The 25,173-nt window shown below is 60.8% G+C and carries 18 protein-coding genes and 2 pseudogenes; 13 read left to right on the forward strand and 7 right to left on the reverse strand.

Translation table 11 applies throughout. The annotated features are described in order from the left end of the window. Positions 1-341 precede the first annotated feature (341 nt). Both arfB and AA098_RS15060 read right to left on the reverse strand, forming a co-directional pair. On the reverse strand, positions 342-755 hold the full coding sequence (arfB, locus tag AA098_RS15050) for an alternative ribosome rescue aminoacyl-tRNA hydrolase ArfB (RefSeq protein WP_004374860.1): 414 nt from the start codon (positions 753-755) through the stop codon (positions 342-344). A gap of 323 nt (positions 756-1,078) precedes the next feature. After that, positions 1,079-1,512: pseudogene (locus AA098_RS15060) on the reverse strand (TerC family protein); the annotation flags it as partial. Between the two features lie 353 nt (positions 1,513-1,865). On the opposite strand from AA098_RS15060, the gene folE2 reads away from it, so the two are divergent. The 3 genes from folE2 (at position 1,866) to AA098_RS15080 (ending at position 5,946) form a co-directional block, all read left to right on the forward strand. Further along, positions 1,866-2,810: a GTP cyclohydrolase FolE2 gene (gene folE2, locus AA098_RS15070; protein ID WP_064614624.1), complete on the forward strand. Its 945-nt coding sequence runs from the start codon at positions 1,866-1,868 to the stop codon at positions 2,808-2,810. 308 nt (positions 2,811-3,118) lie between these two features. Next, a complete protein-coding gene (locus tag AA098_RS15075; RefSeq protein ID WP_064614626.1) occupies positions 3,119-5,209 on the forward strand; it encodes a TonB-dependent siderophore receptor in 2,091 nt (696 codons plus the stop codon). Positions 5,210-5,223: 14 nt separating this feature from the next. Then, entirely contained in the window at positions 5,224-5,946 is a 723-nt protein-coding gene (locus AA098_RS15080; RefSeq protein ID WP_064614630.1) for a DUF4198 domain-containing protein, read from the forward strand. A gap of 202 nt (positions 5,947-6,148) precedes the next feature. Here AA098_RS15080 and AA098_RS15085 read toward each other — a convergent pair whose 3' ends face one another. Both AA098_RS15085 and AA098_RS15090 read right to left on the reverse strand, forming a co-directional pair. Continuing rightward, positions 6,149-7,465 (reverse strand): cation:dicarboxylate symporter family transporter, encoded by a 1,317-nt coding sequence (locus AA098_RS15085; protein ID WP_004577557.1) that lies wholly within the window; start codon positions 7,463-7,465, stop codon positions 6,149-6,151. Between the two features lie 158 nt (positions 7,466-7,623). Beyond that, positions 7,624-8,037: a VOC family protein gene (locus AA098_RS15090; protein ID WP_004577558.1), complete on the reverse strand. Its 414-nt coding sequence runs from the start codon at positions 8,035-8,037 to the stop codon at positions 7,624-7,626. 101 nt (positions 8,038-8,138) lie between these two features. Here AA098_RS15090 and AA098_RS15095 point away from each other — a divergent pair, with 101 nt between their 5' ends. From AA098_RS15095 to AA098_RS15120, 7 genes and pseudogenes are all read left to right on the forward strand, one after another. After that, positions 8,139-9,032, forward strand: a complete 894-nt coding sequence (locus AA098_RS15095; protein WP_004374880.1) for a LysR family transcriptional regulator — start codon at positions 8,139-8,141, stop codon at positions 9,030-9,032. 402 nt (positions 9,033-9,434) lie between these two features. Next, positions 9,435-9,824 (forward strand): DUF2946 family protein, encoded by a 390-nt coding sequence (locus tag AA098_RS15100; RefSeq protein ID WP_004374882.1) that lies wholly within the window; start codon positions 9,435-9,437, stop codon positions 9,822-9,824. Positions 9,825-9,895: 71 nt separating this feature from the next. Next, positions 9,896-12,049, forward strand: coding sequence for a TonB-dependent siderophore receptor (locus AA098_RS15105; RefSeq protein WP_064614632.1), 2,154 nt, complete (start codon positions 9,896-9,898; stop codon positions 12,047-12,049). Positions 12,050-12,109: 60 nt separating this feature from the next. Continuing rightward, positions 12,110-12,229 (forward strand): annotated as a pseudogene (locus AA098_RS29830) (hypothetical protein); the annotation flags it as partial. A gap of 194 nt (positions 12,230-12,423) precedes the next feature. After that, the gene (locus tag AA098_RS15110; protein ID WP_004374888.1) at positions 12,424-12,831 is read left to right on the forward strand and encodes a DUF2946 family protein; all 408 of its coding nucleotides are present in this window, start codon (positions 12,424-12,426) and stop codon (positions 12,829-12,831) included. Between the two features lie 81 nt (positions 12,832-12,912). Further along, positions 12,913-14,964 (forward strand): TonB-dependent receptor, encoded by a 2,052-nt coding sequence (locus AA098_RS15115; protein WP_064614634.1) that lies wholly within the window; start codon positions 12,913-12,915, stop codon positions 14,962-14,964. A 477-nt stretch (positions 14,965-15,441) separates the two neighbouring features. Next, positions 15,442-16,500, forward strand: a complete 1,059-nt coding sequence (locus AA098_RS15120) for a diguanylate cyclase (RefSeq protein ID WP_004374892.1) — start codon at positions 15,442-15,444, stop codon at positions 16,498-16,500. A gap of 16 nt (positions 16,501-16,516) precedes the next feature. Here the strand turns inward: AA098_RS15120 and AA098_RS29835 are convergent, their stop codons facing one another. Further along, the gene (locus AA098_RS29835) at positions 16,517-16,648 is read right to left on the reverse strand and encodes a hypothetical protein (protein ID WP_004374893.1); all 132 of its coding nucleotides are present in this window, start codon (positions 16,646-16,648) and stop codon (positions 16,517-16,519) included. Between the two features lie 155 nt (positions 16,649-16,803). Here AA098_RS29835 and AA098_RS15125 point away from each other — a divergent pair, with 155 nt between their 5' ends. Next, complete coding sequence (locus AA098_RS15125; RefSeq protein WP_064614636.1) at positions 16,804-17,928, forward strand: mechanosensitive ion channel family protein; 1,125 nt, start codon at positions 16,804-16,806, stop codon at positions 17,926-17,928. A gap of 78 nt (positions 17,929-18,006) precedes the next feature. Here the strand turns inward: AA098_RS15125 and AA098_RS15130 are convergent, their stop codons facing one another. Further along, a complete protein-coding gene (locus tag AA098_RS15130) occupies positions 18,007-21,054 on the reverse strand; it encodes an aminotransferase class III-fold pyridoxal phosphate-dependent enzyme (protein ID WP_064614638.1) in 3,048 nt (1,015 codons plus the stop codon). 143 nt (positions 21,055-21,197) lie between these two features. On the opposite strand from AA098_RS15130, the gene AA098_RS15135 reads away from it, so the two are divergent. Continuing rightward, positions 21,198-21,638 carry an Lrp/AsnC family transcriptional regulator gene (locus tag AA098_RS15135; RefSeq protein WP_004374903.1) on the forward strand — a complete coding sequence of 147 codons (441 nt, stop codon included), beginning with the start codon at positions 21,198-21,200 and terminating at the stop codon, positions 21,636-21,638. A 40-nt stretch (positions 21,639-21,678) separates the two neighbouring features. On the opposite strand, the gene AA098_RS15140 is transcribed toward AA098_RS15135, so the two are convergent. Next, positions 21,679-22,296: a dTMP kinase gene (locus AA098_RS15140; protein ID WP_064614640.1), complete on the reverse strand. Its 618-nt coding sequence runs from the start codon at positions 22,294-22,296 to the stop codon at positions 21,679-21,681. 226 nt (positions 22,297-22,522) lie between these two features. On the opposite strand from AA098_RS15140, the gene AA098_RS15145 reads away from it, so the two are divergent. Then, on the forward strand, positions 22,523-25,066 hold the full coding sequence (locus AA098_RS15145) for an HWE histidine kinase domain-containing protein (RefSeq protein ID WP_064614642.1): 2,544 nt from the start codon (positions 22,523-22,525) through the stop codon (positions 25,064-25,066). Positions 25,067-25,173 lie beyond the last annotated feature (107 nt).

A 25,173-nucleotide genomic window follows, 5' to 3' on the forward strand; every position in this document is an offset into this window, starting at 1 on the left:
TCCAGCCTGACCTTGGCGAGTAGAAAGTTATCTACGCTGACACGCGCCCAGGTTCCGTGCGGAGACACGACGGGCCTGTAGGAACGCAGATCATCCAGGTCAGTAGCCGATGCGGGGTAGAAGATCCCAGCGCTGCATGGCCCACTCAGCCGACATTACGACTACCGCAACTGACAGAGCCTAGTGTGGTGTTTTGCAAATACGGCCAATAACTCGCGAGCGATTTTTGCGCTCAAGCAAGGCGTCGCGACGAGTCGTAGCCCAGCTACGGCGAGGAGCGACAACGCCGCATGAGCGCAAAAAGCGCCGCGAGTTATGGTCGTTATTTGTGAAACACCACACTAGAACTCCACCCTCCCCCGACCCGCCTTGACAGCGCTGCGCCTGGCTTTTCCTTCGAGGCGGCGGGTCTTGGAGCCCAGGGTCGGCTTGGTGGGGCGACGTTTCTTATCGGTCTTGCCAGCGTTGATGATCAACTCGGCAAGACGCGCCAAAGCGTCCGCACGGTTCTGCTCCTGTGTGCGGTACTGCTGGCCCTTGATGATCAATACGCCGTCGCCGGTGATACGACTGTCACGCAGCGCCAGCAGCCGCGCCTTGTAAAACTCGGGCAACGATGAAGACGGGATGTCGAAGCGCAGGTGCACGGCGCTGGATACCTTGTTGACATTTTGCCCGCCCGCGCCTTGCGCGCGGATGTAGGTGAGTTCGATTTCGGCATCCGGCAGATGCACGTTATTGGAGATGGTCAACATGATAGGGCCCTTTTCATTCCCCATTATCACAGACTGCGCCGCTGTCCCATAGGACAACACATAATGCTCTGTCCGTTCAGGGTCATCGTGAGCGCCGCCACGCAGAAAGCTGCACCTGAGCGCTAGGCCAGCGCGTACAAACTGAACCTGCGGGGACAACTGACCGAGTGTGAAGGCCCAAGAGGCGATCGTTACTGCATCGCCTCGGCCACTGTCATCACCCACTCGGACGAGTCCCCATGGCGTTCGTAATTGGACGCGCAGGCCACGATGCCATGCTTACGGAGCGTGTCCTTGTCCTGCCGGTCAACGGCCGTAATCATTCAATGAGCGTTAGCGGACGCTCGGGTTTTCCAAAGCGAAAGCAACACGCCGCCAATCAGAAGGCCGATGGTAACGCTCAACGATATTTCGACTGGCACTTTACCCACAACGCCATGAAGGAAGATTTTCGCGCCGATAAAGACAAGCACCAGAGCCAGGGCTTACTTAAGGTAAACAAAGCGACTGATCATCGCAGCCAATGCAAAATAGAGCGCGCGCAAGCCGAGAATTGCAAAGATGTTCGACGTATAAACGATGAACGGATCCTGCGTGATTGCAAAAAATGCAGGCACGCTGTCAACAGCAAACACTAAATCTGCACATTCAATCAGGACAAGTGCAAGGAATAGTGGCGTCACCCATAGCGTTCTTTTCCCTGACACGTCAGGCAGCGAACCACAAAGCGTTGACCGTGCAATTCCTTGGTGATGCGCAGGTATTGTGTGACATTCCTGCACATGGAAATTGCCCGAGCGACTACGTTTCAGCTCGCCCCGGGCAACGCGGTCCAGGCCAGCGTCGATCTTGTCCAGCAGTTTTCTCCCACTCCAGCAGCCACAGGCGAAGCGGCTTCCTGCCTCTGCCTGCTCAAGAGCACGGACATGATTTGCAACCTGACCTTAATGTTATGTTATAACTAGCCACATTAAGCCTTACCTCTGGCTCGCCTGCGAACCGGGCCCAGGGAACGGAAGGCTGGATGAAGCTGACCAACCCCTTCCCCGGCTGGAACTGATTCATACCCCTTGCTGCTACGTGCAAGGCTCCCACCACTGGATAGACATGATGAGCTCAGCATTACCCGACGTTTCCGTCACCGACCTGGCCCCCAGCCTAAGCCCGTTGCAATGGGTCGGCATGCAGGGTATCGACCTGCCGGTAAGGATCGAAGAAGCGACCTACCAGCACGAGCTACATGCCCGGGCGGATGTCCAGGTCGACCTGCCGGCACCGCACGTCAAAGGCATTCACATGTCCAGGCTGTATCGCCTGCTGGACGCCTGGGGGCAGGCTGCGGCGGTGTCGCCGGCAAGTCTCTTTGCGCTGTTGCAGGAGATGATCGACAGCCATCAGGACTGCGAAAGCCGCAATGCCAGGTTGCGCCTGGATTTCGACTTGTTGGTTCGCCGCCCTGCGCTGGTGACCGAGGGCCTCTCTGGCTGGAAGTCGTACCCGGTTCACGTGCTCGCCACGAAGGTCGGCGGGGCACTGAACCTGAGTATCGAGGTCAGGATCGGCTACTCCTCGACCTGCCCGTGCTCGGCCGCTCTCTCCCGACAATTGATTGAGGACGGCTTCCTGCGAACCTTCAAGGACCAGCCGCTGCTCGAAGCCAGCGCCGTCGCGCAGTGGCTGCGCAGCAATGCGTCGCTGGCGACGCCGCATAGCCAGCGCAGCGAAGCTCGGGTGCGCGTCGCGGTGCCTGCCGATGCCCCTAATCTCGGGTTGCTGGGCCTGATCGACCAAGTCGAAGGCGCCTTGCGCACGCCGGTTCAGACCGCCGTGAAACGGGCTGACGAACAGGCTTTCGCGGCACTCAACGGGCAGAACCTGATGTTTGTCGAGGATGCTGCGCGGCGTATTCAGGTAAGCCTGCAGGGTTACCGCGGTAGCCAAGTGCACGTTCGCCACCTGGAAAGCCTGCACCCGCACGATGCCTCGGCCTGGTCCGCCCCGCAGGCATCTGGGCCTGACCAACAAGAATCATTTGCAACCGGTAATGAGCGCTAACCACTGGTGTTACGTTATTACATCTAATAACATGCGCATCCCAACACATGAACATTCTCTCATCAGGATTCATTTGTCAGGCCTGACGCAAGACGGGCCGCTCTACTCGCAAGGGTTTCTTGTCATCTGTGATGCAGCACCGCCCGAAGCAGCGCGCGGCATCGATGTTGGCATCGAGTGCGGCCTGCACAGCCCACACCGTCGAGCCTGATGGTGTATCCGTCGATCCCCTTCGAGCTCGTGGACAGTGCCCAAGTCAGGACGTACCCAAAATTGCAACGTTATAGCGTGAAAAACGGAGACTTTACGTGAACCCTCGTGCCCCCCTTCTGGCCGGCCTGACGCTGGGCTTGTTCGGCCAGCCGATTTCAGCGGCACAACCCTTGCTGCTGAACGAAACCTCCATCACCGACGCCTACCTCGAAGAACGCGCCGACGGGCCGGTGCAAGGCTATCGTGCCAACCGCTCTGCCACCGCCACCCGCACCGATACCGACCTGCGCGACACACCGCAGAGTATCGACGTCGTGCCCGCGCAGGTGATCAAGGACCTCAACACCACCCGCATCGACCGCGCCCTGGACTTTGCTGGCGGCGTGTCGCGGCAGAACAACTTCGGCGGCCTGACTTTCCTCAACTACAGTGTGCGCGGCTTCACCACGGGCGAGCTGTACAAGAACGGTTTCGCCATCAACCGCGGCAGCTACAGCGCGCCGGACACGTCGAACATCGAACGCATCGAAGTGCTCAAAGGCCCGGCTGCCAGCCTGTACGGCCGTGGCGACCCTGGCGGGCTGGTCAACATCGTCACCAAGCGCCCCCAGGCCGAAGCCTTCAGTACGCTCACGCTCAGCGCAGGCAGCTGGGACCGCTACCGCACCGCCCTAGACGCCAACTCGCCGCTGGACAGCGAGGGGAATCTGCTGGGCCGGATCAACCTCGCCGTCGAAGACAACGACAGCTTCCGCGATCATGTCGGCAGCGAGCGCCGTATCGTCAGCCCCTCCCTGAGCTGGCAACTGTCACCCGACACCCGACTGATGATCGACACCGAGTTCTCCCGAACCGAGTCGGTGTTCGACCGCGGCATTCCGGCGGTCAACGGCGAAATGGGGTCGGTCAAGCGCTCGACCTTCCTTGGCGAGCCGAATGTCGGCGAGATCCGCAACGACAACCAGACCCTCGACGTGGCGCTGGAACACGTGCTCAACGACAACTGGACGCTGCGCCTGGCCAACCACTACACCCAGGGTACGCTCAAGGGCAACAGCTCCGAACCCCAGGCCCTGGTGGGCACCACCATCACGCGCTTCTATCGCGAACGCGACTTCGAATGGAACGACAACATCACCCAGGCCGAGCTGCACGGGCAGTTCGAGCTGGGTGGCTGGCAGCATCAGACCCTGGTCGGGCTGGAGTACGAAAACTACCGCAACAGCCAGAAGTACCCGCAAAGCGCCACCTCCGCAGCGTATGGGCTGGATATCTACAACCCGGTATACGGCAAGCCGAAGCCAGCCATCACCCGTGCCAACGACTTCTTCGAGCACACTGAAAGCTACGCGATCAACCTGCAAGACCAGATCGCTTTCACCGAGCGCCTGCGCGGGTTGCTGGGCGTACGCCTGGAGCGCTTCGAGCAGACCTCGCAGAACCGCACCACGGGTCTCAGCAACAGCCAGGAAAAGGACGTTGCCACACCGCGCATCGGGGTGTTGTACCAACTGACCCCGCAAGTCGGCGTGTTCGCCAACGCATCCACTTCGTTCAAACCCAACACCATCGGCACCCAGGGCCAGGTGTACAAGCCTGAAAAGGGCTTGGGTTACGAGACCGGGGTCAAGCTCGACCTTCTCGACAGCCGCCTGGGCGCGACCATCGCCCTGTTCCATATCGACAAGGAGAACGTCATCACCACCGACGCCCTTGGCGAGAGCGTGGCGGCGGGCGAAGCGCGCAGCCAAGGCCTGGACCTGCAGTTCAGCGGCCAGCTGACCGACGCGTTGCGAGTGATCGGCGCCTACGCCTACATCGACGCCGAGGTCACCAAAGGCGACGCAGCCCTGCCCAAAGGCAGCGACTTGCTCGGCATCGCCCGTAACAGCGGCAGCCTGATGGGTGTGTACGAATTCCAGGACGGTGCCCTGCGCGGCTCGGATGTGGGCGCAGCGGTGAACTACGTCGGCGAACGCTCCGGCCAGGCCGGCAGCGACTTCACCCTGGACGCCTACAGCACGGTCGACCTGCTGGCGCACTACAAGGCCAGCGAACAGGTCACCGTCGGCCTTAACCTCAACAACCTATTCGACCGCAAGTATTACGAACGCTCGTACAACAGCGCTTGGGTGCTGCCCGGGGAGCCACGCAACTTCAGTGTCAGCCTGACCCTTAGCCTTTGAACCGAGGAACCATCATGCATCCATCGTTGAAAGTCGCTTCCCTGCTGACCCTGATGGTCAGCGTCAACGCAGGCGCCCACGGCCTGTGGACCGAGGAGCGACGTGGCAGTATCGAGGCCGTGTACGGCCACGGCGCCGAGGATAACGCCTACAAGGCGGAAAAGATCAAGCGCGCCTGGGCATTCGACGCGACCGGGAACATGGTCCCGGTCACGGTCGAGCGCCTGGCGGATCATGCCGTGCTGCAACCACTTACCCCGCCTGCGGCACTTGCCGTGCTGCTGGACAACGGGCCTTGGTCGCAGCGCCCGGACAGGCAATGGGTCAATCAGGATCGCACCCACGTCAAGGATGCGATCGCCTCCACCCACAGCTTGAAGTACAGCCTGGCAATCTACCAGCGCGGTGCTCGCTTGCCGAAACTGGACATGCTGCGTTTGGCGATTATCCCCCTGAGCGACCCTGTGCAAGTCGGGCCAGGCAAGACGCTGGAAGTGCAGGTACTGCTCGATGGCAATCCGGCTGCGGATATCCCGCTGCAGGGCGATTACCGGGGCGCCCCTCATCAGGTCAGCGCCACCACCGACAAGCAAGGGCGGGCACGTATCACCGTACGCAATGAAGGACTCAACATCATCGCGGCCCAGGCTACCCTGCCAATGGCAGACGGCAGCCCCGTCGCCCAGCAGAGCCTGTTCAGTTCACTGACGTTCCTGGGTGAGCCGCACCACGAGTAACATAAGCGACCTACCTCGGCCGTGACGGCCGAGGTATGGCAGTTGGAGGCGTTCGGAATGAGTGCCTGCAACCAGCATCCGCACCATGACCATTGGCACAAGCCCAGCTGCGGCCACACGGCAACCGAACACGATGGGCCTGTCGATTACCTGCATGATGGGCACTTGCATCACATGCAGGGCGATCATGTTGATGAACACACTAGGTCGCGTTTGCCGAGCCCCCAGCGCTAAATGAAGAGGTCAACACTTGCGGGCGCTCCTCGGGCGCTACCTCCGGGGCAGCAGGCATCCGGTACTGGTTCTCCCACTTCGCCACAACCAGAGGCGCCAGTGCGTTGCCCAAGACATTCAGCGCCGTGATCGGCATGTCCATCAAGCGATAGACTCCGGCGATGAATGCAATACCTTCCACCGGCAGACCGGCACTGGTCAGCGTAGCGGTCAAGATCACGAACATGGCACCCGGGACGCCGGCTGCGCCCTTGGAGGTCAGCACCATGATGATGATCAGCATCACCTGGTCAGCCAAGCTCAGGGGAATTTCATACAGCTGCGCGATGAACAGCGTGCCGATGCCCACGAACAGCGATGCGCCATCCAGATTGAAGGAATAGCCCGTAGGAATAACCAACGTAGCAATCGAACGCGGCGCACCGTAGGCCTCGACCTTTTCAATCAGCTGGGGCATGACAGTCGCCGAGGCGGCAGTACTGAACGCCAGGATCAACTCATCCTTGATCGCCTTGATCAGGTCGAAGATGTTGATCCCTGCAACCTTCGCGATGCCGCCCAGCACGACCACGCCGAACAGAATGACGGCGACGTAGGTGACGGCAATCAGTTTTGCCAGAGGCAGCAACGCGGAAAGCCCGAAGTTGGCTACCGTCACGCCGATCAGGCCAAAGATCCCGATGGGTGAGTAGTGCATCACGATATGCGTCACCTTGAACATCGTCGCGGAAATGGCATTGACTACCGCGATCAACGGCATTTTCTTCTCTTTGTCCAGAGCACTTAGCCCAAAGCCGAACATGACCGAGAAGAACAGGACAGGCAACAGCTTTCCTTGCGCCATTGCACCGACGATATTGTCCGGGATGATATTGAGGATGACTTGAGCAAACCCTGTGCTCTCCGAGGTAGAGGGAAGCGAGAGCGATTGGGTGTTTGTCAGCGTCGTCAAGTTAGCACCTACGCCTGGCTGCGCAAGATTGCCAACCAGCAGGCCACACACAATTGCGATGCTGGTCACGACAAAGAAGTAGAACAAGGCTTTCACCCCTACCCGCCCTATCGCCTTGCTATCACCATTGCCTGCAATCGCGCCGACCATGCACGCGAATACAAGGGGTATGACAATCATCTTCATCATCTTGATGAAAATATCGCCGACGGGTTGCAAAAAGCTACTGATTATCCAGGCTTTGTACTCGGGAAAGAAATTGAGAAGTGCCCCCACTACAACCCCAAGCACAAGACCTACAATAATTCTAGTCACCAGACTAGTCTTCGCCATACGTCCTCCAGTTATTATAATTTGGACTGTACATTGGCCGGCAAAAATGCCAAACACATCGTTGGAGCCTGTTATTTTTATTGAGTGGCCACTCATCGATACACACCTCTTATCTCACGCAGACAAAGCGGGAGGCGCGTCCCGAAGGTTTATGCCAATCAGGTGGCAAATACACCTTCAAAGTCCTTGAACCCTTTGATCTCGATCGGGTTGCCACTGGGGTCCAGGAAAAACATCGTTCGCTGCTCCCCAGGTTGGCCCGGGAATCGTACAACCGGCGGTATGTCGAACTGCACGCCATGAAGCGCCAGGCGGTCTGCCATCGCGAACCAGTCATCCAGATGCAGCACCAAGCCGATATGCGGCATCAGCACTTCATGGTCGCCGACTTTACCGGTACGGGTAGTTGGAAAAGGAACACCTTTGTGAAGCGAAATCTGATGACCGAAGAAATCGTAATCCACATAAGTTTCACTCGTACGGCCTTCTTTGCAGCCGAGAATGTTACCGTAGAAGTTACGAGACGTTTCGAGATCTGTGACGTGGTACGAAACATGAAATAACGATTTCATAACTAACCTCTTTGCTTCGTGATAGAACTTTTGGGGAGGTTAGCGTAGCCTCGCGCACGTGCTAAAGCGCATTTTTCCATCTCTCAGCGAAAGGAAATGTTTTGGACACTCGATTTCTCGAAAGCCTGATGGCGGTGATAGAAACTGGCTCGATTGCAGCGGCTGCTCGACGGGAAAACCTGACCGCACCTGCAGTCAGCCAACGTATACAAGCACTCGAGAAATCGCTGGCGTGCGAACTCCTGAACCGAAGCGCACACGCTGTCGAACCTACCGAGAAATGCCTGTCGTTGCTGCCGAAAATTCGAGATCTGATCCAGGGGGCAGCAGAGCTGAAAGAGGATCTGGACACCAGTAGCCTGTCCGGGTACCTCAAAATCGGCGCGATTTCTACAGCGTTGACAGGCCTATTGCCGGAGGCCATGAATCAGCTATCAAGTATTGCCCCGCAACTGAGGCTACGCATCACGCCAGGGGACTCGCGCAGTCTTTACGAACAAGTAGCCTGCGGAGAGCTCGATGCGGGAATCATGGTATGTCCGCCCTTCACCGTCCCCAAAACCATTCGTGTACAGGTGCTTCGAGAAGAACCCCTGATGCTTTTGACCAAAGACCCGATTGACAAGCGCGACATCCGCTCGACGATTCTTGGTCGAAACCTGATTCGATATGACTCAAATGCCTGGGGTGGGCAGATTGCACAGCAATACTTGAATGACAATAACCTGCAACCCGATGTCCTCTGCAATCTGGATGCGCTAGATGCAATCTACATCATGGTCGCAAAAGGTATGGGGGCCTCCGTCGTCCCGCTATGGGCGGGATTGAAAACTGACGACGTACAGGCAACGCCCGTGTCGGACGCTGACCGCTACATGCGCCAGGTAGTCCTGCTTTACAAGTCCAACCCCAGAAGGCCTAAAGCGGTGGAGGTTTTGAAGGAACAGCTTATGAATAACTGCAGCTTCCCATCGATCACACACGCGCTGCGTTGACTGCCTCAGCCATCATGCTTGAACTGACTCGGGGCCGGATCTCACCACGCCCATACTGGCAACAACAGGCGTGGCGGCCTACCTCTCCGAGGGTGTCGCCCATCTCGTTACCCCTGCGCATTTTAACCCGGCTGCAGCCGGCATGCCGCGCGCTTGTTTGCACACGCGGGCAGTGGACTTGTGCTTTACGAACGCCGCGCTCTTGCTGCCGAACTCATCGGTGAGCACTGAGTCTCGGTGGGCCTGTACATGAAGCCGACATTGCTGCGATAGCCCTCCCCCGACAGTACCCGATTGACTATTCGTGCTTGAAAAATCCCCCCTGTTCAGATGCACCAGAACATGTAGAATCCCTCGCCAACCTCTAAACCTGATCATTCAGTTGTCACGCCGAGTCCTGCAATGAAGCTGGCCCACCACACACGATCACAGGTCGCCTGGGTGCTGTATTTCAGCATCCTGTTCGGCTCGTTGCTGTGCGCCATGGGCCATGGGCAAATGGCCGGGTTGCGCCTGGCTGGCCTGGATGATGCCGCCTGGTGCGCGGCCGACAGCAGCGGCATGGTCCAAGGTGAGCAAGACTTCAGCGATCCGAGCCTGCCTGCCGGCGGTGACTGCGTGATCGCCAGCCTGTTCAGCGCCACACTGCTGGCCGTCTTTTTCGGCCTGCTGACCCTGCTCGCCGGCGAGCCGGGCAGCCCTTTACCCAACCAACCTCCGCCACGCCTGCCCAAGCAGCGCTGGCCACTGGTCAATCCCCGCGCCTCTCCCGCTTCGCTTCTCGCGTTCTGACATCGCCACGTCCCCGTGCCGCCTGATCGGCAGCGGGCGTGTGCTCACCGATTTCAGCCAGGAAGCCTTGCATGTTCCGCATGACCACTTTGGCGCTGCTCGTTGGCAGCGCAACCTGTGCCTGGGCGCAGGATGACACCCTGACCCTGCCGGCCAGCAATGTCACGGCCACAGCCAATCAACCCACGGAGGCAACCCGCCTTGACCTTGATCGCCCCATCGAAAGCGGCTCGCGGCTGAACCTGAGCGCCAGGGAGAACCCCGCCTCCGTCAGCGTTGCCGACCGCAAGACCATGGAGCGCATTGGCGCACGTAACTTCCAGGACGCCGCCAATGCACTGCCCGGGGTTAACGCCTCGGCTCCGCCCGGCTGGGGGGGATATGTGGCGTACCGAGGGTTCAACGGTGCCCAGATCAGCCAGTTGTTCAATGGCATCAATTTGCAGTATGGCGGCGCGGCGCGCCCGGTGGGCGCCTGGATCTATGACCGTGTCGAATTGCTCGGCGGGCCGTCCTCCTTCCTCAACGGCAGCGGCGCTGTCGGTGGCAGCCTCAATTTCATCACCCGGCTGGCAAGCCGTGACGAAGACACCTTCGAAGGGCGCGTCAGTTATGCACGCTACGACACCATGGAAACGTCGGTTGCCTTCAACAAGGCGCTGAACACGGGCGACGGCCCACGCCACTATGCGCGCCTCGACTACAGCCGCACCAGCACCAACGGCTATATCGATCGCCAGGAGAATGGGGCCGGCAACCTGGCCTTCTCGCTGCTTAGCGACATCAACGACCAGCTCTCGCACACGCTGGCCATCGAGTACCTGGAAGAGCAAGAGGACAGCCCCTACTGGGGCTCACCCGTATTGCAGCCACTGGTCGGTACCTTGCACATCGACAAGCACAACCGTTTCAACAACTACAACGTCGAAGACGGTCGCTACGAGCAGCGCACCCGGTGGCTGCGCTCGATCACCGACTACCGCTTCGACGACACCACCCAACTGCGTAATACCTTCTACCACTACAACGGCCAGCGCGATTACCGCAATCTCGAGGTGTATCGCTACAACGCCGACAACAGCGCCATCGCTCGCTCCGGCGGCTATCGCCAGCGGCAAGACCAGGAGGTCAACGGCAACAAGCTGGAGCTGACCCACCAGGGCCAGTTGTTCGGCCTGGCCAGCGACTGGGCGTTCGGCATGGACTACAGCACCAACCAGCAAACCAACTACCCGCTGTCCAAAGGGGCGTTCGACACGGTTGACCCGAATAGCTTCGAACCCGGGCACTTCCTCGATATCCCCGGCATGGACGCGCCCATGACCAAGGGCAGAACCACCACCACCGACACCACCTCGGCCTTCGTCGAGAACCGTACCCGCCTGACCGATCAACTGTCATTGATCACCGCGCTGCGCTACGACCATATCGACTTCGACGTGGTCGACCATGTGGCGCGAGCCAGGCTCGACCGACGCTGGGACGCCATCACCGGGCGCCTGGGCCTGGTCTATGACCTGACCTCCAACGTCAGCCTGTACACCCAATACAGCACCTCGGCCGAACCACCAGGCGGTACCCTGACCAGCGCCTCGATCAGCCAGGTCGGCGACTTCGACCTGAGCACCGGCCGTCAGGTCGAGATAGGCAGCAAGTTCGACTTCCTCGACGGCCGCGGCTCGGCGACGGCAGCGGCGTATCGCATCGTGCGCAAGGATATCTCCGTGCCCTCCTCGACCGTGCCCAACACCACCGAGCAGGCGGGCCAGCAGACCTCCACCGGCATCGAGCTGGCAGCCTCGTTCAAGGTCACGTCCAAGCTGCTGGCGGCGGGCAACTTCAGTTGGGTGAATGCCGAATACGATGAATTCAACGAAACCATCGGCGGCGTGGTGTACTCGCGCAAGGGTAAGCACCCGGTCAACATCCCCGACCGCGTGGCCAACCTCTGGTTGACCTACGACCTGGCGCCCGGCTGGCAGGTCGGGGCCGATGCCCGCTATGTCTCATCGGTGTACGCCAACACCGCCAACACCGCATGGGTACCGTCGTACACCGTCTACGGGCTGTCCATGACCCACGACCTGGACAAGCACGTGCAAGTCAGCGCGCGGCTGCGCAACCTCACCGACGAGGTGTATGCCCGCTTCATCCACCAGACCAACACCCAGTACTACCTGGGTGAACCGCGCAGCCTGGAAGTCGCTGTGCACTGGCGCTACTGATGAGCGTGGAGCCAGCTGTACCTGTGGCACCGCTGGCTGGGCATCGTCGCCTGCCTGTTCATGGCGCGGTGGTTCGTCTCTGGGGTTGCCATGCTGTAGGGCGGCTACCCCAAGCTGACACCGACCGAGCGCCTTGCCCACCTGCCGGCTTTGCCGGCGGGGTGCTGCGCCGAGTTGCCCGACCATTGGGCGCAACAGCCGCTAAAGGCGCTGCGCCTGTTCGCCTGGCTGATGCGGGTGTTCAGGGTGGCCGCCAGCATGCGCAGTCATTGAGCCCTCAGCGTGGTGCACCTGCGACAAAATGGCCTGCCACGCAATGTATACAGCCCGCAACGGATGCGGCTCAATTCGCGCCACGTTCGGTCGGGTGACTCATGCTCTCACGTGCACGTGCACAACTTTGTCTGTTCGCCTGCTTCGCCCTGCTGTTCAACCTGCTGGCGATGCCGCTTGACCGTGCCTTGCAGGCACCCCGCATCGACAGCCAGTCGTTGATATTTGGCAGCTTCTGCAGCCTGCACGGTGCCCAGAGCCTGCCCAAGTCACTGTTGACCCAGCTCAAGGCAGACCTGCCGCAACTCGACCATTCCCCTGAACCCAAGCATCAGCGTGGTGACTGCTGTTGTGGCCATGCCAGCCATGCCTTGGCAGGCGGTGATTACTACCGCCATCTGTTCCCCCGCTACTGGCCGGCCGACCTTCTACTGGGAGACCGTCATGCCTTGCCGCTGCCACGAGAACAGTGGCCTCGGCTGAATCCCCGCGCCTCACCCCTGGCCTAAACCGTCGCTGCTGTCTTGTGGTCATGGCGTGCGCTGCACGACGCCTGACCTTGCCCGACCGTTTTTGCCAGGAAACCACACATGCCTGCGTCCCGTTGCACCGCACGCGCCGTATTGCCCGTGCTCGCCTTGTTCGGCCTCAACCCACTGTCACTTGCCATCGCTGAAACACTGCCTGCCGAAAACTCGGTACTCACCCTCGGCGCGGTCAATGTGACCGGCACCGACAGCGGCCCCCTGGCCACAACCAGCGTGCTCAGTTCGGTGGATATTCTGGGCGGCGACATCCTCGAGAAGATGCCTGTTGCCTACAGCTGGGAGCTGTTCCGCCGGGCACCGGGGGTGATGCTCACCGAGTTCAACCAAGGCACCACCTCCGGCAAGCTTTCGTTCCGCGGTTTCAATGGCGAAGGCGAAATCAACGCCGTGAAACTGTTGATCGACGGCATTCCCAGCAACACCAATGACGGCAACATGCCCTTCATCGACTCGGTGTTCCCCATGGACATCGACAGCATCGAGGTGGTGCGCGGCACCAGCGACCCGCGCTATGGCCTGAACAACATTGCGGGCAACGTCAACATCAATACCCGTACCGGCGGCAACTACAACAAAGCGCGCATGCGTTATGGCAGCTTCAACACCCGCGAGGTGCAACTGGCCAAGGGCATCGAGACCAGTAACTGGACGCAGAACTACTTCTTCGCCCGCCAGCAGGTCGACGGCTACCGCGACCATGCCGACACCGAACGCTACAGCTTCGGCGGTAAATGGTTCTACACCCCGGACGATGGCAACTACCGCGTGGGCCTGATCGCCCGCCATTACGAGTCCGAAGCGCAGGAGGCCGGCTACCTCACCGAGGACAACGCCCGCCACCACCCGCGCATGAGCAACGACTACAACGCCACGGACAAGGGCACGCGGCGGATGAACCAGGTCAGCCTGCATTTCGATACCGAACTGGCGCAGACCCTGTCCTGGTCGGCCAAGACCTACCTCAACACCTATGACGACCGTCGCTGGACGCAGTACTGGCGCAGCAGTTCGCAGCAGGAACGCGACACGTACGAGGATCAGTACGGTGCCATTACCTCGCTGACTTGGCGACCACAGGTGGACTGGCTGCATGCGTTTGCCCTTGAAGGCGGAAGCGATGTGCAGAAGCAACAGAATCGCAGCGAACGCTACCGCACCGTGGAGCGTGTACGCCAGGCGCAGACACGCGACCAGGACTTCGACTTCAACACGGTCGGTGCCTACGTGCAGGCGGAGATCGAGCCGTTCGAATCGCTGAAGATCGTGCCGGCCTACCGGGTGGACAAGATCAGTGGTGACTTCACCAACAAGATGATCGGGCAGGACTACGACATCAACGACTACGGGCTGATCAAGCAGCCCAAGCTCAGCATTGTCTATTCGCCGTGGAAGTTCGCCAGCGTTTACGCCAACTGGGGCCGCACCTTCCAGGTCGGGACGGGCGCCGCAGCCTACAAGGTGCCGCCGCGCAACGAGGACCTGGACCCTTCGATCAACGAAGGCTGGGAAACCGGCGTCAAGTTCACCCCGGCCAGCTGGGTCGATGGCCGCGTGGCCTATTGGCGTCAGGACGCCTCTGGCGAAGTGAGCCGTCGCCTGAACGACCCTAGCGGCGAGTCGGACAACGTCGGCGAAACACGCCGCTGGGGCTATGACCTGCAGGTCAACCTGCACCCGGACGAACGCACCGAGGTGTGGATGTCCTACTCCTGGCAGTACTCCAAGATCCTTGAGCCCAGCAGCGCGTTACCAAGCAGCAAAGGCCAGGAAATCGATCACGTGCCACACCATCTGTGGAACACCGGCATCAGCTACCAGGCCACTCCCGCGCTGCAACTGACTGCCTGGGCGAACGGGCAGACCAACTACTACCTGGAGCGGGATAACACCCAAGGTACGTATGGCGGCTACGTACTGATGAACCTCGGTGCAACGTACAAGGTCAGCGAAACCATGAGCGTGGACCTGCAGTTGAAGAACCTCACCAACCACTACTATGAGTACGTGTGGTACGACCCGGATGGTGCGGAGGCTTCCCTGCACGCCCCGGGTGACGGTCGTGCGCTGTATGCCGGCGTGACGTTCGACTTCTGAAAGCCTGCACGTTGGTCGGCGCCAGTGGCTCGGGCAACGCCCTCAGTGGCCTTGGCTTGCTCGACCGCTTGTTGGCCGTCGCGATCAATTGGCTTTCGAAGTGCCGGAAAACACGCTATGTTCGTGATTGAACTTGCGAGGGGAAACTGTGTAGCCAAGGCAGCCTTCGATCAAGAAAAGGATCCGCGCAACGACGTGAAATACGGGAAACGTCGCAGGTGCCGTAACCGTGGCGATAACCTGTGCTGCACTGCCACTACTTACCGCAACGCTTTCTGAATCCAGCAATCGAACAGGGCGAAGGGCATCACATGTGAACGCCAGGAGGCTTTTCCAGGACGCCGTCAAAGTGCCAGAATCCGCTACCGGTCACACGCGGCGGCGCCAGCCATGACAAACCTTGATCCCGGCGATGAAATAGCCTACTCCGTACGGAGGGATCGGCTTGAACAGCTGTTTGTCCAGTCGGCGCCCGCTGTGCTTGGCAGCTTCCTGGCCGCCGTCATGCTGTGCTGGTTGGGCTGGGAGCGTTTCGACCCGCAAAGGGTCATCGTGTGGATGACGTTATTGGGCCTGTCGACCGGCGTGCGTACCGCCATGTTCTTCGCCTATCTGCGAGCACCGGCCAACCAGCGCACGGCCGAACGCTGGGAGTGGCGTTACTGGGTCACGCTGATGCTGTCGGCGGCTATCTGGGGCTGGGGCGCCTTTGCCGTAATGCCCACCGACGACGCGCTGGGGCAGACGCTGATCATGTTGTTTGCCGTCGGCATGTCTGTCAGCGCGGTGTCGTGTTACTCCTCCTACCGCAACATGACCCTGGTGTCGATGGGCCTGGTCTTGCTGCCTTCTACAGGCTGGCTACTGTTGCAACCTTCTACGCTGCAACAAGGGATAGCCTTGGCGGTGCTGGTGTTCGCCTGGTTCGTGGTCAGCGCGACGCAAAGCCTGTCCTCGGCATTGACGACGGCCTGGCGCCTGAAACACGAAATGCAACGCGCGCATCGGCTTGCCATGGTGGCCTCGTGCACGGACGAACTGACCGGCCTGAACAACCGACGTGCTTTTTTCGACAACGCTTCGGCGCAGCACGTCCAGTGCAGGGATGCGGGTACATTCATGGCCGTGTTGATGCTGGACGTCGACCATTTCAAACAGATCAACGACACGTTCGGGCATGCCGCAGGCGACCAGGTGCTGCAACGCATCGGTGCAGCGATCAGTGCCAGCCTGCGTGACAACGACATTGCCGGCAGGCTGGGCGGCGAGGAGTTCGCCATCCTGCTGCCCAATACGCCGCCAGACACGGCGATTGAGGTTGCCGAGCGCCTGCGGGCCCTGATAGCCAAACTGCGTGTGAATGATGAACACCCGGTCACCGCAAGCATAGGTTTAGCGTTCGCGAAGGCCCCTGCCACTGAGCTCGGCGCCTTGCTCAGCAGTGCAGACAGCGCCATGTACCTTTCCAAGGTATCGGGCCGTAACCGGGTCACGGTCGCCGAACCGGAGCAGGAGACATTGCACAAGCAGCACTAGCCCCTCCAAGGAAGTGCTATGCAGGGTCCTGGGCCACGGCGTCACCCGGCGCTCGGCGCAGCGTGCGCACGGCATCGTCGAACAGGTGTAGGTTGGCATGGGCCTGCAGCCGTTGCGGCAAGCGTGCGTTGGCAATCGAACCCCGCAAGTCGTGCCAATGCTGAACAAACTGTTGCGGTTACTAAAGAAAATCTAACGAGACTGACTCCGTCTGCCCAGCGTGGTGAAATCCGATCGACCTGTTGCGCCTCTTTGACGTCCCAAGAAAGCACCTTGGCAAATCACCCCAGAGGCGAGGTACTCATGAACGACCGCATCATCGCGTTTTTCACCGAAACCACCCTATTCGGCATCTCCATTCTCAATCTGCTGGTGGCGCTGACAGTCGCCACCGTAGTCTTCCTGGTCGCCCGTGCCGCCATCAGTTTCCTGATCCGCCGGGTACGGCGCTGGTCCGAACACGAAGGCCCACTGAGCCAGATAATGGCCAAGGTGCTTTCCGGCACCAGCAACGTTCTGTTGTTGCTGGCCTCATTGCTGGTGGGCCTGAGCATGCTCGACCTGCCCGAGCGCTGGCTGAGCAGGGTCAGCAGCCTGTGGTTCGTGGTCGCTGCCTTGCAGATTGGCCTGTGGGCCAACCGCGCCATCGGCCTGGGCCTGAGCCGCTACTTCGCCCGCCACCGTACCGACGGCCTGAACCAGGGCAGCGCACTGGCAACCCTTTCGGCCTGGGGCGCGCGGGTCCTGCTGTGGTCAGTCGTAGTGCTGGCGATGCTGTCGAACCTGGGGGTGAACATCACCGCCTTCGTCGCCAGCCTTGGCGTGGGCGGCATCGCGGTGGCGCTGGCTGTGCAGAATATCCTTGGCGACCTGTTCGCTTCGTTGTCGATCGCCGTGGACAAGCCGTTCGAGATCGGTGACTTCATCGTCATCGGGCCCCTGGCGGGCACCGTTGAGCACGTCGGCCTCAAAACCACACGCATCCGCAGCCTCGGCGGCGAGCAGATCGTCATGGCCAACGCCAGCATGATCAGCAGCACCATCCAGAATTACAAGCGCCTGCAAGAGCGTCGCATCGTGTTCGAGTTCGGGCTTTCCTACGACACGCCCACCGAGGCCGTGAAGAAAGCGCCAGCCATCGTAGAAGACGCCATCAAGGCCCAGGAGCAGGCGCGTTTCGATCGCGCTCACCTGCGCGGCTTCGGCAAAGAGGCGCTGGAGTTCGAGTGTGTCTACATTGTCCGGGACCCAGGCTACAACCTTTACATGGACATTCAGCAAGCGATCAACTTCAGGCTGCTGGAGCGGTTCTCGCAAATCGGCGCCAAGTTCGCCGTACCGGTGCGCGCGATCAAGGTCACGGCATTGCCAGAGGCCGCCGGCCTGCATGGCCAGGCTCGCGAAGGCCTGAGCATCAGGGGCGCTTGATGCTGGCAACCTGCCCGGCACGCCAGATAGGTGCGCCGCAGGGCGTGCACATGCGCACGCCCTGCCCGCGCTGAAACGCTATTTAAGCGCCGCGATGAAGCTGTCTTTCAGCACCTCGAGAAGGAAGTCCGCATTGGCCCGGCTGAAAATCATCGAAGGGCGCATTTTCAGCACGTTGTCATGCGGGCCTTCGGTGCCGATCAACACGCCGCGCTCCCGGGCACCATCAGCCACTTTTCTGGCCAGGGCCGTGGCTGGCGCCTTTGACTGGCGGTCAGTGACCAGCACGATGCCGAGGAACAGGCCCAACCCGCGCACATCACCAATCACGTCGAATTGCTGCTGAAGCTTGCGCAAACCCTCGAGCAGGTAACGGCCGACATTCAAGGCGTTTTCTTTCAACTGGTCGCGCTCGATTGCATCGAGCACCGCCAGGCCTACCGCGCATGACACCGGGTTACCGGCGAAGGTATTGAAATACTCCATGCCGTTGTTGAAAGCATCGGCAACCTCGCGCGTGGTCACCACCGCCGACATCGGGTGGCCGTTGCCAATGGGTTTGCCCATGCTGACGGCATCCGGGACCACGCCCTGGGTCTCGAATGCCCACCAGTGGCTGCCGACCCGGCCAAACCCGACCTGAACCTCATCGGCCAGGCACAGCCCACCTTCGGCTCGCACCATGGCATACACCTCCTCGAGGTAGTGTTCGGGCAAAAACACCTGCCCCGCCACGCTCGGGATCGACTCGGCAATGAAAAACCCGGGGCGCTTGCCTGCCTTGCGCATGGCATCCAACTGCTCTGCCACCGACTCGGCAAAGCGCTTGCCGTGCGCTTCCACGGGCCAGTGCTCGGGGGCGTAGTAGCTGTCCGGGACCACGGCCTCGTAAACATGCGCCGCCCTGCCCTTGCCCGCCTTGCGCTTGTACTTGTAAGGGCTCAGATCGATCAGTTCCTGAGTGGTGCCGTGGTAGGCCCAGTCCAGCACGATCGCCTGATCACTGCCTGTGTAGTTGCGCGCCATACGCAGCATCAGGCTGTTGGCCTCACTCCCCGAGCAGCCAAAGGATGCTACGCAAAGGCCCTTGGGCAAAGTGCCGGTCAGGCGTTCGGCGTATTCGACAATGTTGTCGTGCAGGTAGCGGGTATTGGTGTTGAGCAGCGCAGCCTGGCGGGTCAGGGCTTCGACCACGTCGGGATGACTATGGCCCAGGTGGCACACGTTGTTGAAGCAGTCCAGGTAGGCCCGCCCGAAATTGTCGATCAGCCATACGCCATCACCGCGCACGAACTTGATCGGGTCGGTGTACGAAATGGACAGGTTGGGTAGCAGCAGTTCCTTGCGCCTGGCAATGATCTGGGCCTTGGTCATCCCCTGCTGGATGTAGGTCTCTGGCGGGATACCGGCCAGGGCCGAGGCATCGGGGAACAGGTCGGCCCACGCTTCGCGGTATGCGGGCTCACCCACGCCAATGACCTCGCACGCGCGCAACTGGGTATCGGTGACCAACTGCAGATGCAGGTGGGGAATCCAGCCGCCGTTCTCGTGATCGCTGCCCATGTAACCGACGAGATCGCCCGCTTCGAGCTTGTCACCGGCCTTCAAACGGCTGAGCGCCTCGTGGGCCATGTGCCCCCACAGTGTCAGAAATGGCGGGCAACCGGGCGGGGTGTGCTCGAGCATCACCAGGCCGCCATAACCCAGCGGGTCTGGCTCAACCTCGACGCTTCTGACGGTGCCGGCAATCGGTGCGTACAACGGCGTACCCGCTGGCATCAGCAAATCTACCCCCACATGCAGGGTCCGGTGCTGCCCCTTGATGAAGCGAGACTCAAAGGCGCTGTCGGTATAGACGGCACGTACCTCGCCCCATGGCCCGATGCCCAGCGGGGCCTTGTGCGCGGCAGAGCATTCATTCCACCACCGCGTCGCATCTGCAGGGCGCTGCTGGGCCGAGGCAATGGTCATCTCATGGCTGGCATCGCCAAACGGCGCGATGACCTTGTCGAGAATGGCGGCTGACGGGCGCACCAGGTCGGCAAACGACTTGTGGTTGTCGGCAATCCAGCGGCGGACTTCCCCCGCACCTTCGATGGCATCGAAACCACAGGCCTTGCGCAAAATGCCGGAGGCCAACCGTGGGTTCATCGAATCGAGCTGTTCCAGTAGACGCCAGGCAGGCGCTTCACTGATCGCCAGGTAGGGGTTGTCGTCGGTCTGGTCCTGCCGGGAAGCGGAGAACGTGACGCTGATGACCAAGCGCATGGCTATCAGGTTGAACAACACATCAAGCTCTTGCGCTTGCAACGGGTACTTCTCATGGAAACCGGCCACCAGCGCAGCCGCAGCGCCGATCGGGTCGTCCATGTCGAGAATGGCGTAGGCGCTGGCGATTGCGACCTCGGCAATCAGAACGGTGTGCACGGCATCGCCAAAATCGATGAAGCCAGTCACGTTGCCGGCCGTTTCGGCATCGACCAGGATGTTCCAGTCGTTGGCGTCGTTGTGGATCACCTGGGCGCGAAGGGACGCCAGTTCAGGCTGTACCGTCTGCTCGAACCGGGTGATGAAGCGCTCGGCAACGGCCCGGCGATCAGGGTCCTTGATGCAGTGCAGCCGCGAACGGGAGCGCGCAGCATGGCGTAAGTCCCAGTCCAGGTCGCGGACTGCGCCCGGGTGCATGAAGCCCTGCAGCGCACGGTCAAGTTCACCGAGTGCCTGGCCGAAGTTTCTCATCAGCGCCAGGGAGCGTCTGGCCTTGGCAAGTGGCGTGCCGGCCAGCCAGCTGACCAGGCGCACAGCGTGCTGTTCACCGGTGCTGCTGGCCACAGACGGCAGGTAGTCGCCCGTCACGCTGGCCCGCAGGTGTGGTACGCCCAAATGCGCGCCATGCACGGCCAGGTGATCGAGTAGCGCGGTTTGAAACTCGCTTTCTACCCTGGGCTCGCTGGCATTGACGATTTTCAGTATCCAGCCTGCGTCTACGCCCGTATCCAGCCGGTAATTGCGATCACGTTCCCCATCCAAGGGCGTTGCAGTGCCGGTGACATTGAAGAAATCTTTTGCAAGGCCCTCTGCATCGCTTGCCGAAAACCGAGGTGCCGGGTGGGAAAGGTCTGTCATATCATCAGGTTCCGAGCGCGCTGATTGTTTTTCAATAGCTTGTCATGCGCCGCCGAAACGGACACCCTGCATACGGTCGGGCGCAACAGGCATTATGCCGGTTCCGACCGGCATAATGACGGCAAGCTTATCAAGGGGCTGCAATGCGTGACCTGGACGCTAAAGATCGTGAGATTCTTGAGGTACTTTCGAAGGACGCGCGTATTGCGCTCAAGGCGTTAGCCGGCCGCATAGGCCTTTCCCGAAGTGCCACCACCGAGCGTGTCGCCAACCTTGAACGCAGCGGAGTCATTCGCGGTTATCGCGCTGACATCGGCGAAATAGACGCCAACGTGATACGCGCGATCTTGCTGGTTACGTTGCAGCGTACGCCTGCCATGGGGCTGCTCGACCAGTTGGCAACGGACGCGCGCGTACGGCGGGTTTCGTCGGTGAGCGGTCAGCTTGACCTGGTGGTTGAAGTGGAGACCCGAACGATCGACGACCTCAACCAGGTACGTGACAACGTGGCACGTCACGAATCAGTGGATGACATTACCACGTCGGTAGTCCTGCGCCGTGATATCGACCGCCAGGGCGCCTGATACCTGCAGAGGCAGTAGACAGGCCGTACTTACCCAAGCCTCACAGGTGTCGAAGCACGCCCTGAATCTCGCGAACGACCTGCCGCGTTGCCTCGTCGACGGTCCCTTCATTACGGCACAGCACCCAGCCTTGCTCTGCAACCGCACGCTCGAACGCCTCGGTACAGGCAACCTGTTCTTCCAGGTTATGGATCACCGTACTGCCCAGCCCACGCGTGCGCGCCGCGGCCCTCGCCCATGAGGTTTCAGGCGTTGTGACAACCCCGACATGCAAATCGGGCACTTGCACGTTTCGTTCGAGGTTCAGGCGCAGGATCTTGTCAAACGGCACTGTGCGGCGAAACGCAGCGTCAGAGGGGTACCAGCGATCAATCAGGATGATGCTGTCAGCGGGCTGCCTGGGCAGTACATGCCGGGAAATCCAGGCTCGGCTTTCAGCGAAGCGTTCGCAAACCTTGAACTCAAGGTCCTGGCAAGGGCTTCTGGAAAGCTGGTTGACCAGGGCCATGGTCTCGCCCCGGTGAGGATCATTCTTTCTTTCGCAAAGGCGGATCACCTTGTTCCCGTCCAGCCGTAACGCTTGAGTGACGGCCTCCAGCAGCGTGGTCTTGCCGGTACCCTTGGGGCCATCGATGGAAATAAACAGCGGGCGGTTCATCTTGCAATACCAGTTGGCTCAAGCGCGGGATAAGACCATTGATCGTAGCTGCCTTCAAGCGATTCTCGACGGGAGTACATCCGTACTCCACGCTGTGATCAAAGCATTGCCTTGGGAATGGACCGGCATTGCCCGACCCGCCATCCCCAAGGCGTGCAATGCCTGCTAGGCTGACGGACGATGGCGGACCTGCAGCCCGCCTCCCCTTACCCACAGGCACGGGCCAATGACCTACAACCCTCACGTTAACCTGACCAACTGCGACCGGGAGCCCATCCAGATTCCCGGGAGCATCCAGCCCCATGGCTGCCTGCTGGCCTGTGATGCCTCGGCGACCGTAGTGCTGCGCCATTCGGTCAACGCCCCACAGATGCTGGGTGTAGCAAACGATATCAATGGTCAGAAACTGCACGCGGTGCTGGGTGACGAGGTCACGCATACGCTTCGCAACGCACTTGCCCGTACCCGGGATGCCTCGCGGCCCGCGCTCAGTTTCGGCGTGACGTTGCCCAACGGCGCGGCCGTCGACATCGCCGCCCACTTGTACAAAGGCACGGCAATCCTCGAATTCGAGCCCGCCGGGGCGAGCATCGCCGAACCGATCGAGCTGGCCCGCACACTGATTGCCCAACTGCGCGAAATCGACCAGACCCACAAGCTGTTCCGCGACGCCGCCCGCTTTGTCAGGGCGGTGCTCGGTTACGACCGGGTGATGATCTACCAGCTGGGAGCCGACGGTGCCGGCAAGGTGGTTGCCGAGTCCAAGCGTAGCGACCTCGAAAGCTTCATGGGCCAATACTTCCCCGCCTCCGATATCCCCCAGCAGGCCCGCGCGCTCTACCTGCGCAACCCGATCCGGGTAATCTCCGACGCCCAGTTCAATACGGTCGCCATCAACCCGGTGCTCGACCCCTCGGGCGAACCGCTCGACCTGTCCTACGCGCACCTGCGCAGCGTCTCGCCGATCCATTGCGAATACCTGTGCAACATGGGCGTGGGCGCCTCGATGTCGATTTCCGTCATCGTCAATGGCGAGCTGTGGGGAATGATTGCCTGCCATCACTACGCACCGCGCACGCTGGCCATGGGGCAACGTGTGGCCGCCGAGATGTTCGGTGAGTTCTTCTCCCTGCATATCGAGACCCTGCGTAGCCGGCAAAAACTCGAAGCCGCCGTGCGCATCCACAAAGCCCTGGACAGCCTGCTGCGCGACGCCAACCAGGCGGCGGACATTGATGGGTTCTTCCACGCACGCCTGCCCCGGTTGATGTCGCTGATTCCCTGCGACGGCATCGGCATGTCGCTGCTAGGCCGCTGGTCGTGCGCAGGGCTGGCGCCGCCCCAAACGGCCGTGCCTGATCTGCTGCGTCTGGCAGACATGGTCAGCGAAGGCCGAATCTGGGCGTCCAATCGCCTGTCGACAGTGCTCCCGTCGGCCCAGGCGTATTTTAATGATGTGTCGGGTGTGCTGATCGTCCCGATGTCGCAACACCCAAGGGATTACTTGATCTTCTTCCGCAAGGAGGTGATCGAGACACTCGACTGGGCCGGGGACCCGAACAAGACCTATGACAGCGGCGCGTTGGGCGACCGCCTGACGCCCCGCAAGAGCTTCGCCATCTGGAAAGAAACCGTTCACCAGCAGTCGCTACCCTGGACCGAGCAGGACCGCCAGTTTGGCGATGCCATCCGTACCGCTATCGTCGAAGTGGTGCTGCACAACAGCGAACTGCTCGCCAGTGAACGCGCCAAAGCCGACGTGCGCCAGCGCATGCTCAACGAAGAGCTCAACCACAGGGTCAAGAACATCCTGTCGCTGATTGGTGCACTGGTTGCCCATCCGACCCCGGAAAGCCAGACCCTGCAGGACTATGTGGCAACGCTCAAAGGGCGTATCCAGGCCTTGTCGTTGGCCCATGACCAGGTGGTGCGCGGTGACGGTGGCGGGCGCCTGGCGAAGCTGCTGGAGGCCGAGCTTTCTCCCTATCGCACGGCTGCCGACGTGATCGAGTTGCAGGGCCCGAACGTCATCCTCGATGCGCGCGCGTACTCGGTCATGGCCCTGGTGCTGCACGAACTGGCCACCAACGCGGCCAAGTACGGTGCGCTATCGCGGGCTGGCGGCAAGCTTTCGGTGAGCTGGGCAATCGACGCCACCAACGCTTGTGCCATCAGTTGGCGGGAAAGTGGTGGGCCAACGGTACGCCCGCCCAGCCGCAGCGGCTTCGGTACGGTGCTGATCGACCGCAGCATCCCGTTCGACCTGGGTGGCACCAGCGCGGTGGAATATCACCCCGAAGGCCTGCAAGGCTTTTTCAGAATCCCGGCCAAGCACCTTTCCGTAGCCGAAGCGGCAGTAACCGCTCTCCCGGCCACGCCTATGGCCCGTGCAAACGGTGCGTTTGCAGCGCGCTCGGGTTTGTGTGTGCTGATACTCGAGGATCAACTGGTAATTGCAGTAGGCCTGGAGCAAATTCTCAACGATGCGCAAATCGAGGACGTGATCACCGCCAGCTCCGAGGACCAAGCCATGCAACTGCTTGGTAGCCACAAACCGGACGCGGCAATACTGGATGTCAACCTGGGCACCGGAACCTCCATTTCCGTAGCAGATGAACTGGTTCGCCGGCAGGTCCCGTTCCTCTTTGCCACCGGCTATGGCGACGGCATCAGCATTCCCGAGCACTTGCAGCATGTGCCCATCACCCGCAAGCCTTATGACGCCAATGCCATTCTGGCCAGCCTGCAAGGTCTGCTTGAGCTGGGGTGAATGGGATACAGAAGCAGCCTTGTATTGCGAAAAGGCCCGTAAAGCCGACACATCACCGTCAGCTATACGGGCCTCTTTACAGCACCAGGCCGCGCCGGCAAAAAGAC

The organism is Pseudomonas sp. JY-Q, from assembly GCF_001655295.1.
In the GTDB taxonomy this organism is placed as follows: domain Bacteria; phylum Pseudomonadota; class Gammaproteobacteria; order Pseudomonadales; family Pseudomonadaceae; genus Aquipseudomonas; species Aquipseudomonas alloputida.

Bases quoted from the DNA above. Each gene is read 5' to 3' on its own strand.
- arfB (WP_004374860.1), bottom strand. From the start codon at position 755: ATGTTGACCATCTCCAATAACGTGCATCTGCCGGATGCCGAAATCGAA.
- folE2 (WP_064614624.1), top strand. From the start codon at position 1,866: ATGAGCTCAGCATTACCCGACGTTTCCGTCACCGACCTGGCCCCCAGC.
- AA098_RS15080 (WP_064614630.1), top strand. From the start codon at position 5,224: ATGCATCCATCGTTGAAAGTCGCTTCCCTGCTGACCCTGATGGTCAGC.
- AA098_RS15085 (WP_004577557.1), bottom strand. From the start codon at position 7,465: ATGGCGAAGACTAGTCTGGTGACTAGAATTATTGTAGGTCTTGTGCTT.
- AA098_RS15090 (WP_004577558.1), bottom strand. From the start codon at position 8,037: ATGAAATCGTTATTTCATGTTTCGTACCACGTCACAGATCTCGAAACG.
- AA098_RS15100 (WP_004374882.1), top strand. From the start codon at position 9,435: ATGAAGCTGGCCCACCACACACGATCACAGGTCGCCTGGGTGCTGTAT.
- AA098_RS15105 (WP_064614632.1), top strand. From the start codon at position 9,896: ATGTTCCGCATGACCACTTTGGCGCTGCTCGTTGGCAGCGCAACCTGT.
- AA098_RS15110 (WP_004374888.1), top strand. From the start codon at position 12,424: ATGCTCTCACGTGCACGTGCACAACTTTGTCTGTTCGCCTGCTTCGCC.
- AA098_RS15115 (WP_064614634.1), top strand. From the start codon at position 12,913: ATGCCTGCGTCCCGTTGCACCGCACGCGCCGTATTGCCCGTGCTCGCC.
- AA098_RS15125 (WP_064614636.1), top strand. From the start codon at position 16,804: ATGAACGACCGCATCATCGCGTTTTTCACCGAAACCACCCTATTCGGC.
- AA098_RS15130 (WP_064614638.1), bottom strand. From the start codon at position 21,054: ATGACAGACCTTTCCCACCCGGCACCTCGGTTTTCGGCAAGCGATGCA.
- AA098_RS15135 (WP_004374903.1), top strand. From the start codon at position 21,198: ATGCGTGACCTGGACGCTAAAGATCGTGAGATTCTTGAGGTACTTTCG.
- AA098_RS15140 (WP_064614640.1), bottom strand. From the start codon at position 22,296: ATGAACCGCCCGCTGTTTATTTCCATCGATGGCCCCAAGGGTACCGGC.
- AA098_RS15145 (WP_064614642.1), top strand. From the start codon at position 22,523: ATGACCTACAACCCTCACGTTAACCTGACCAACTGCGACCGGGAGCCC.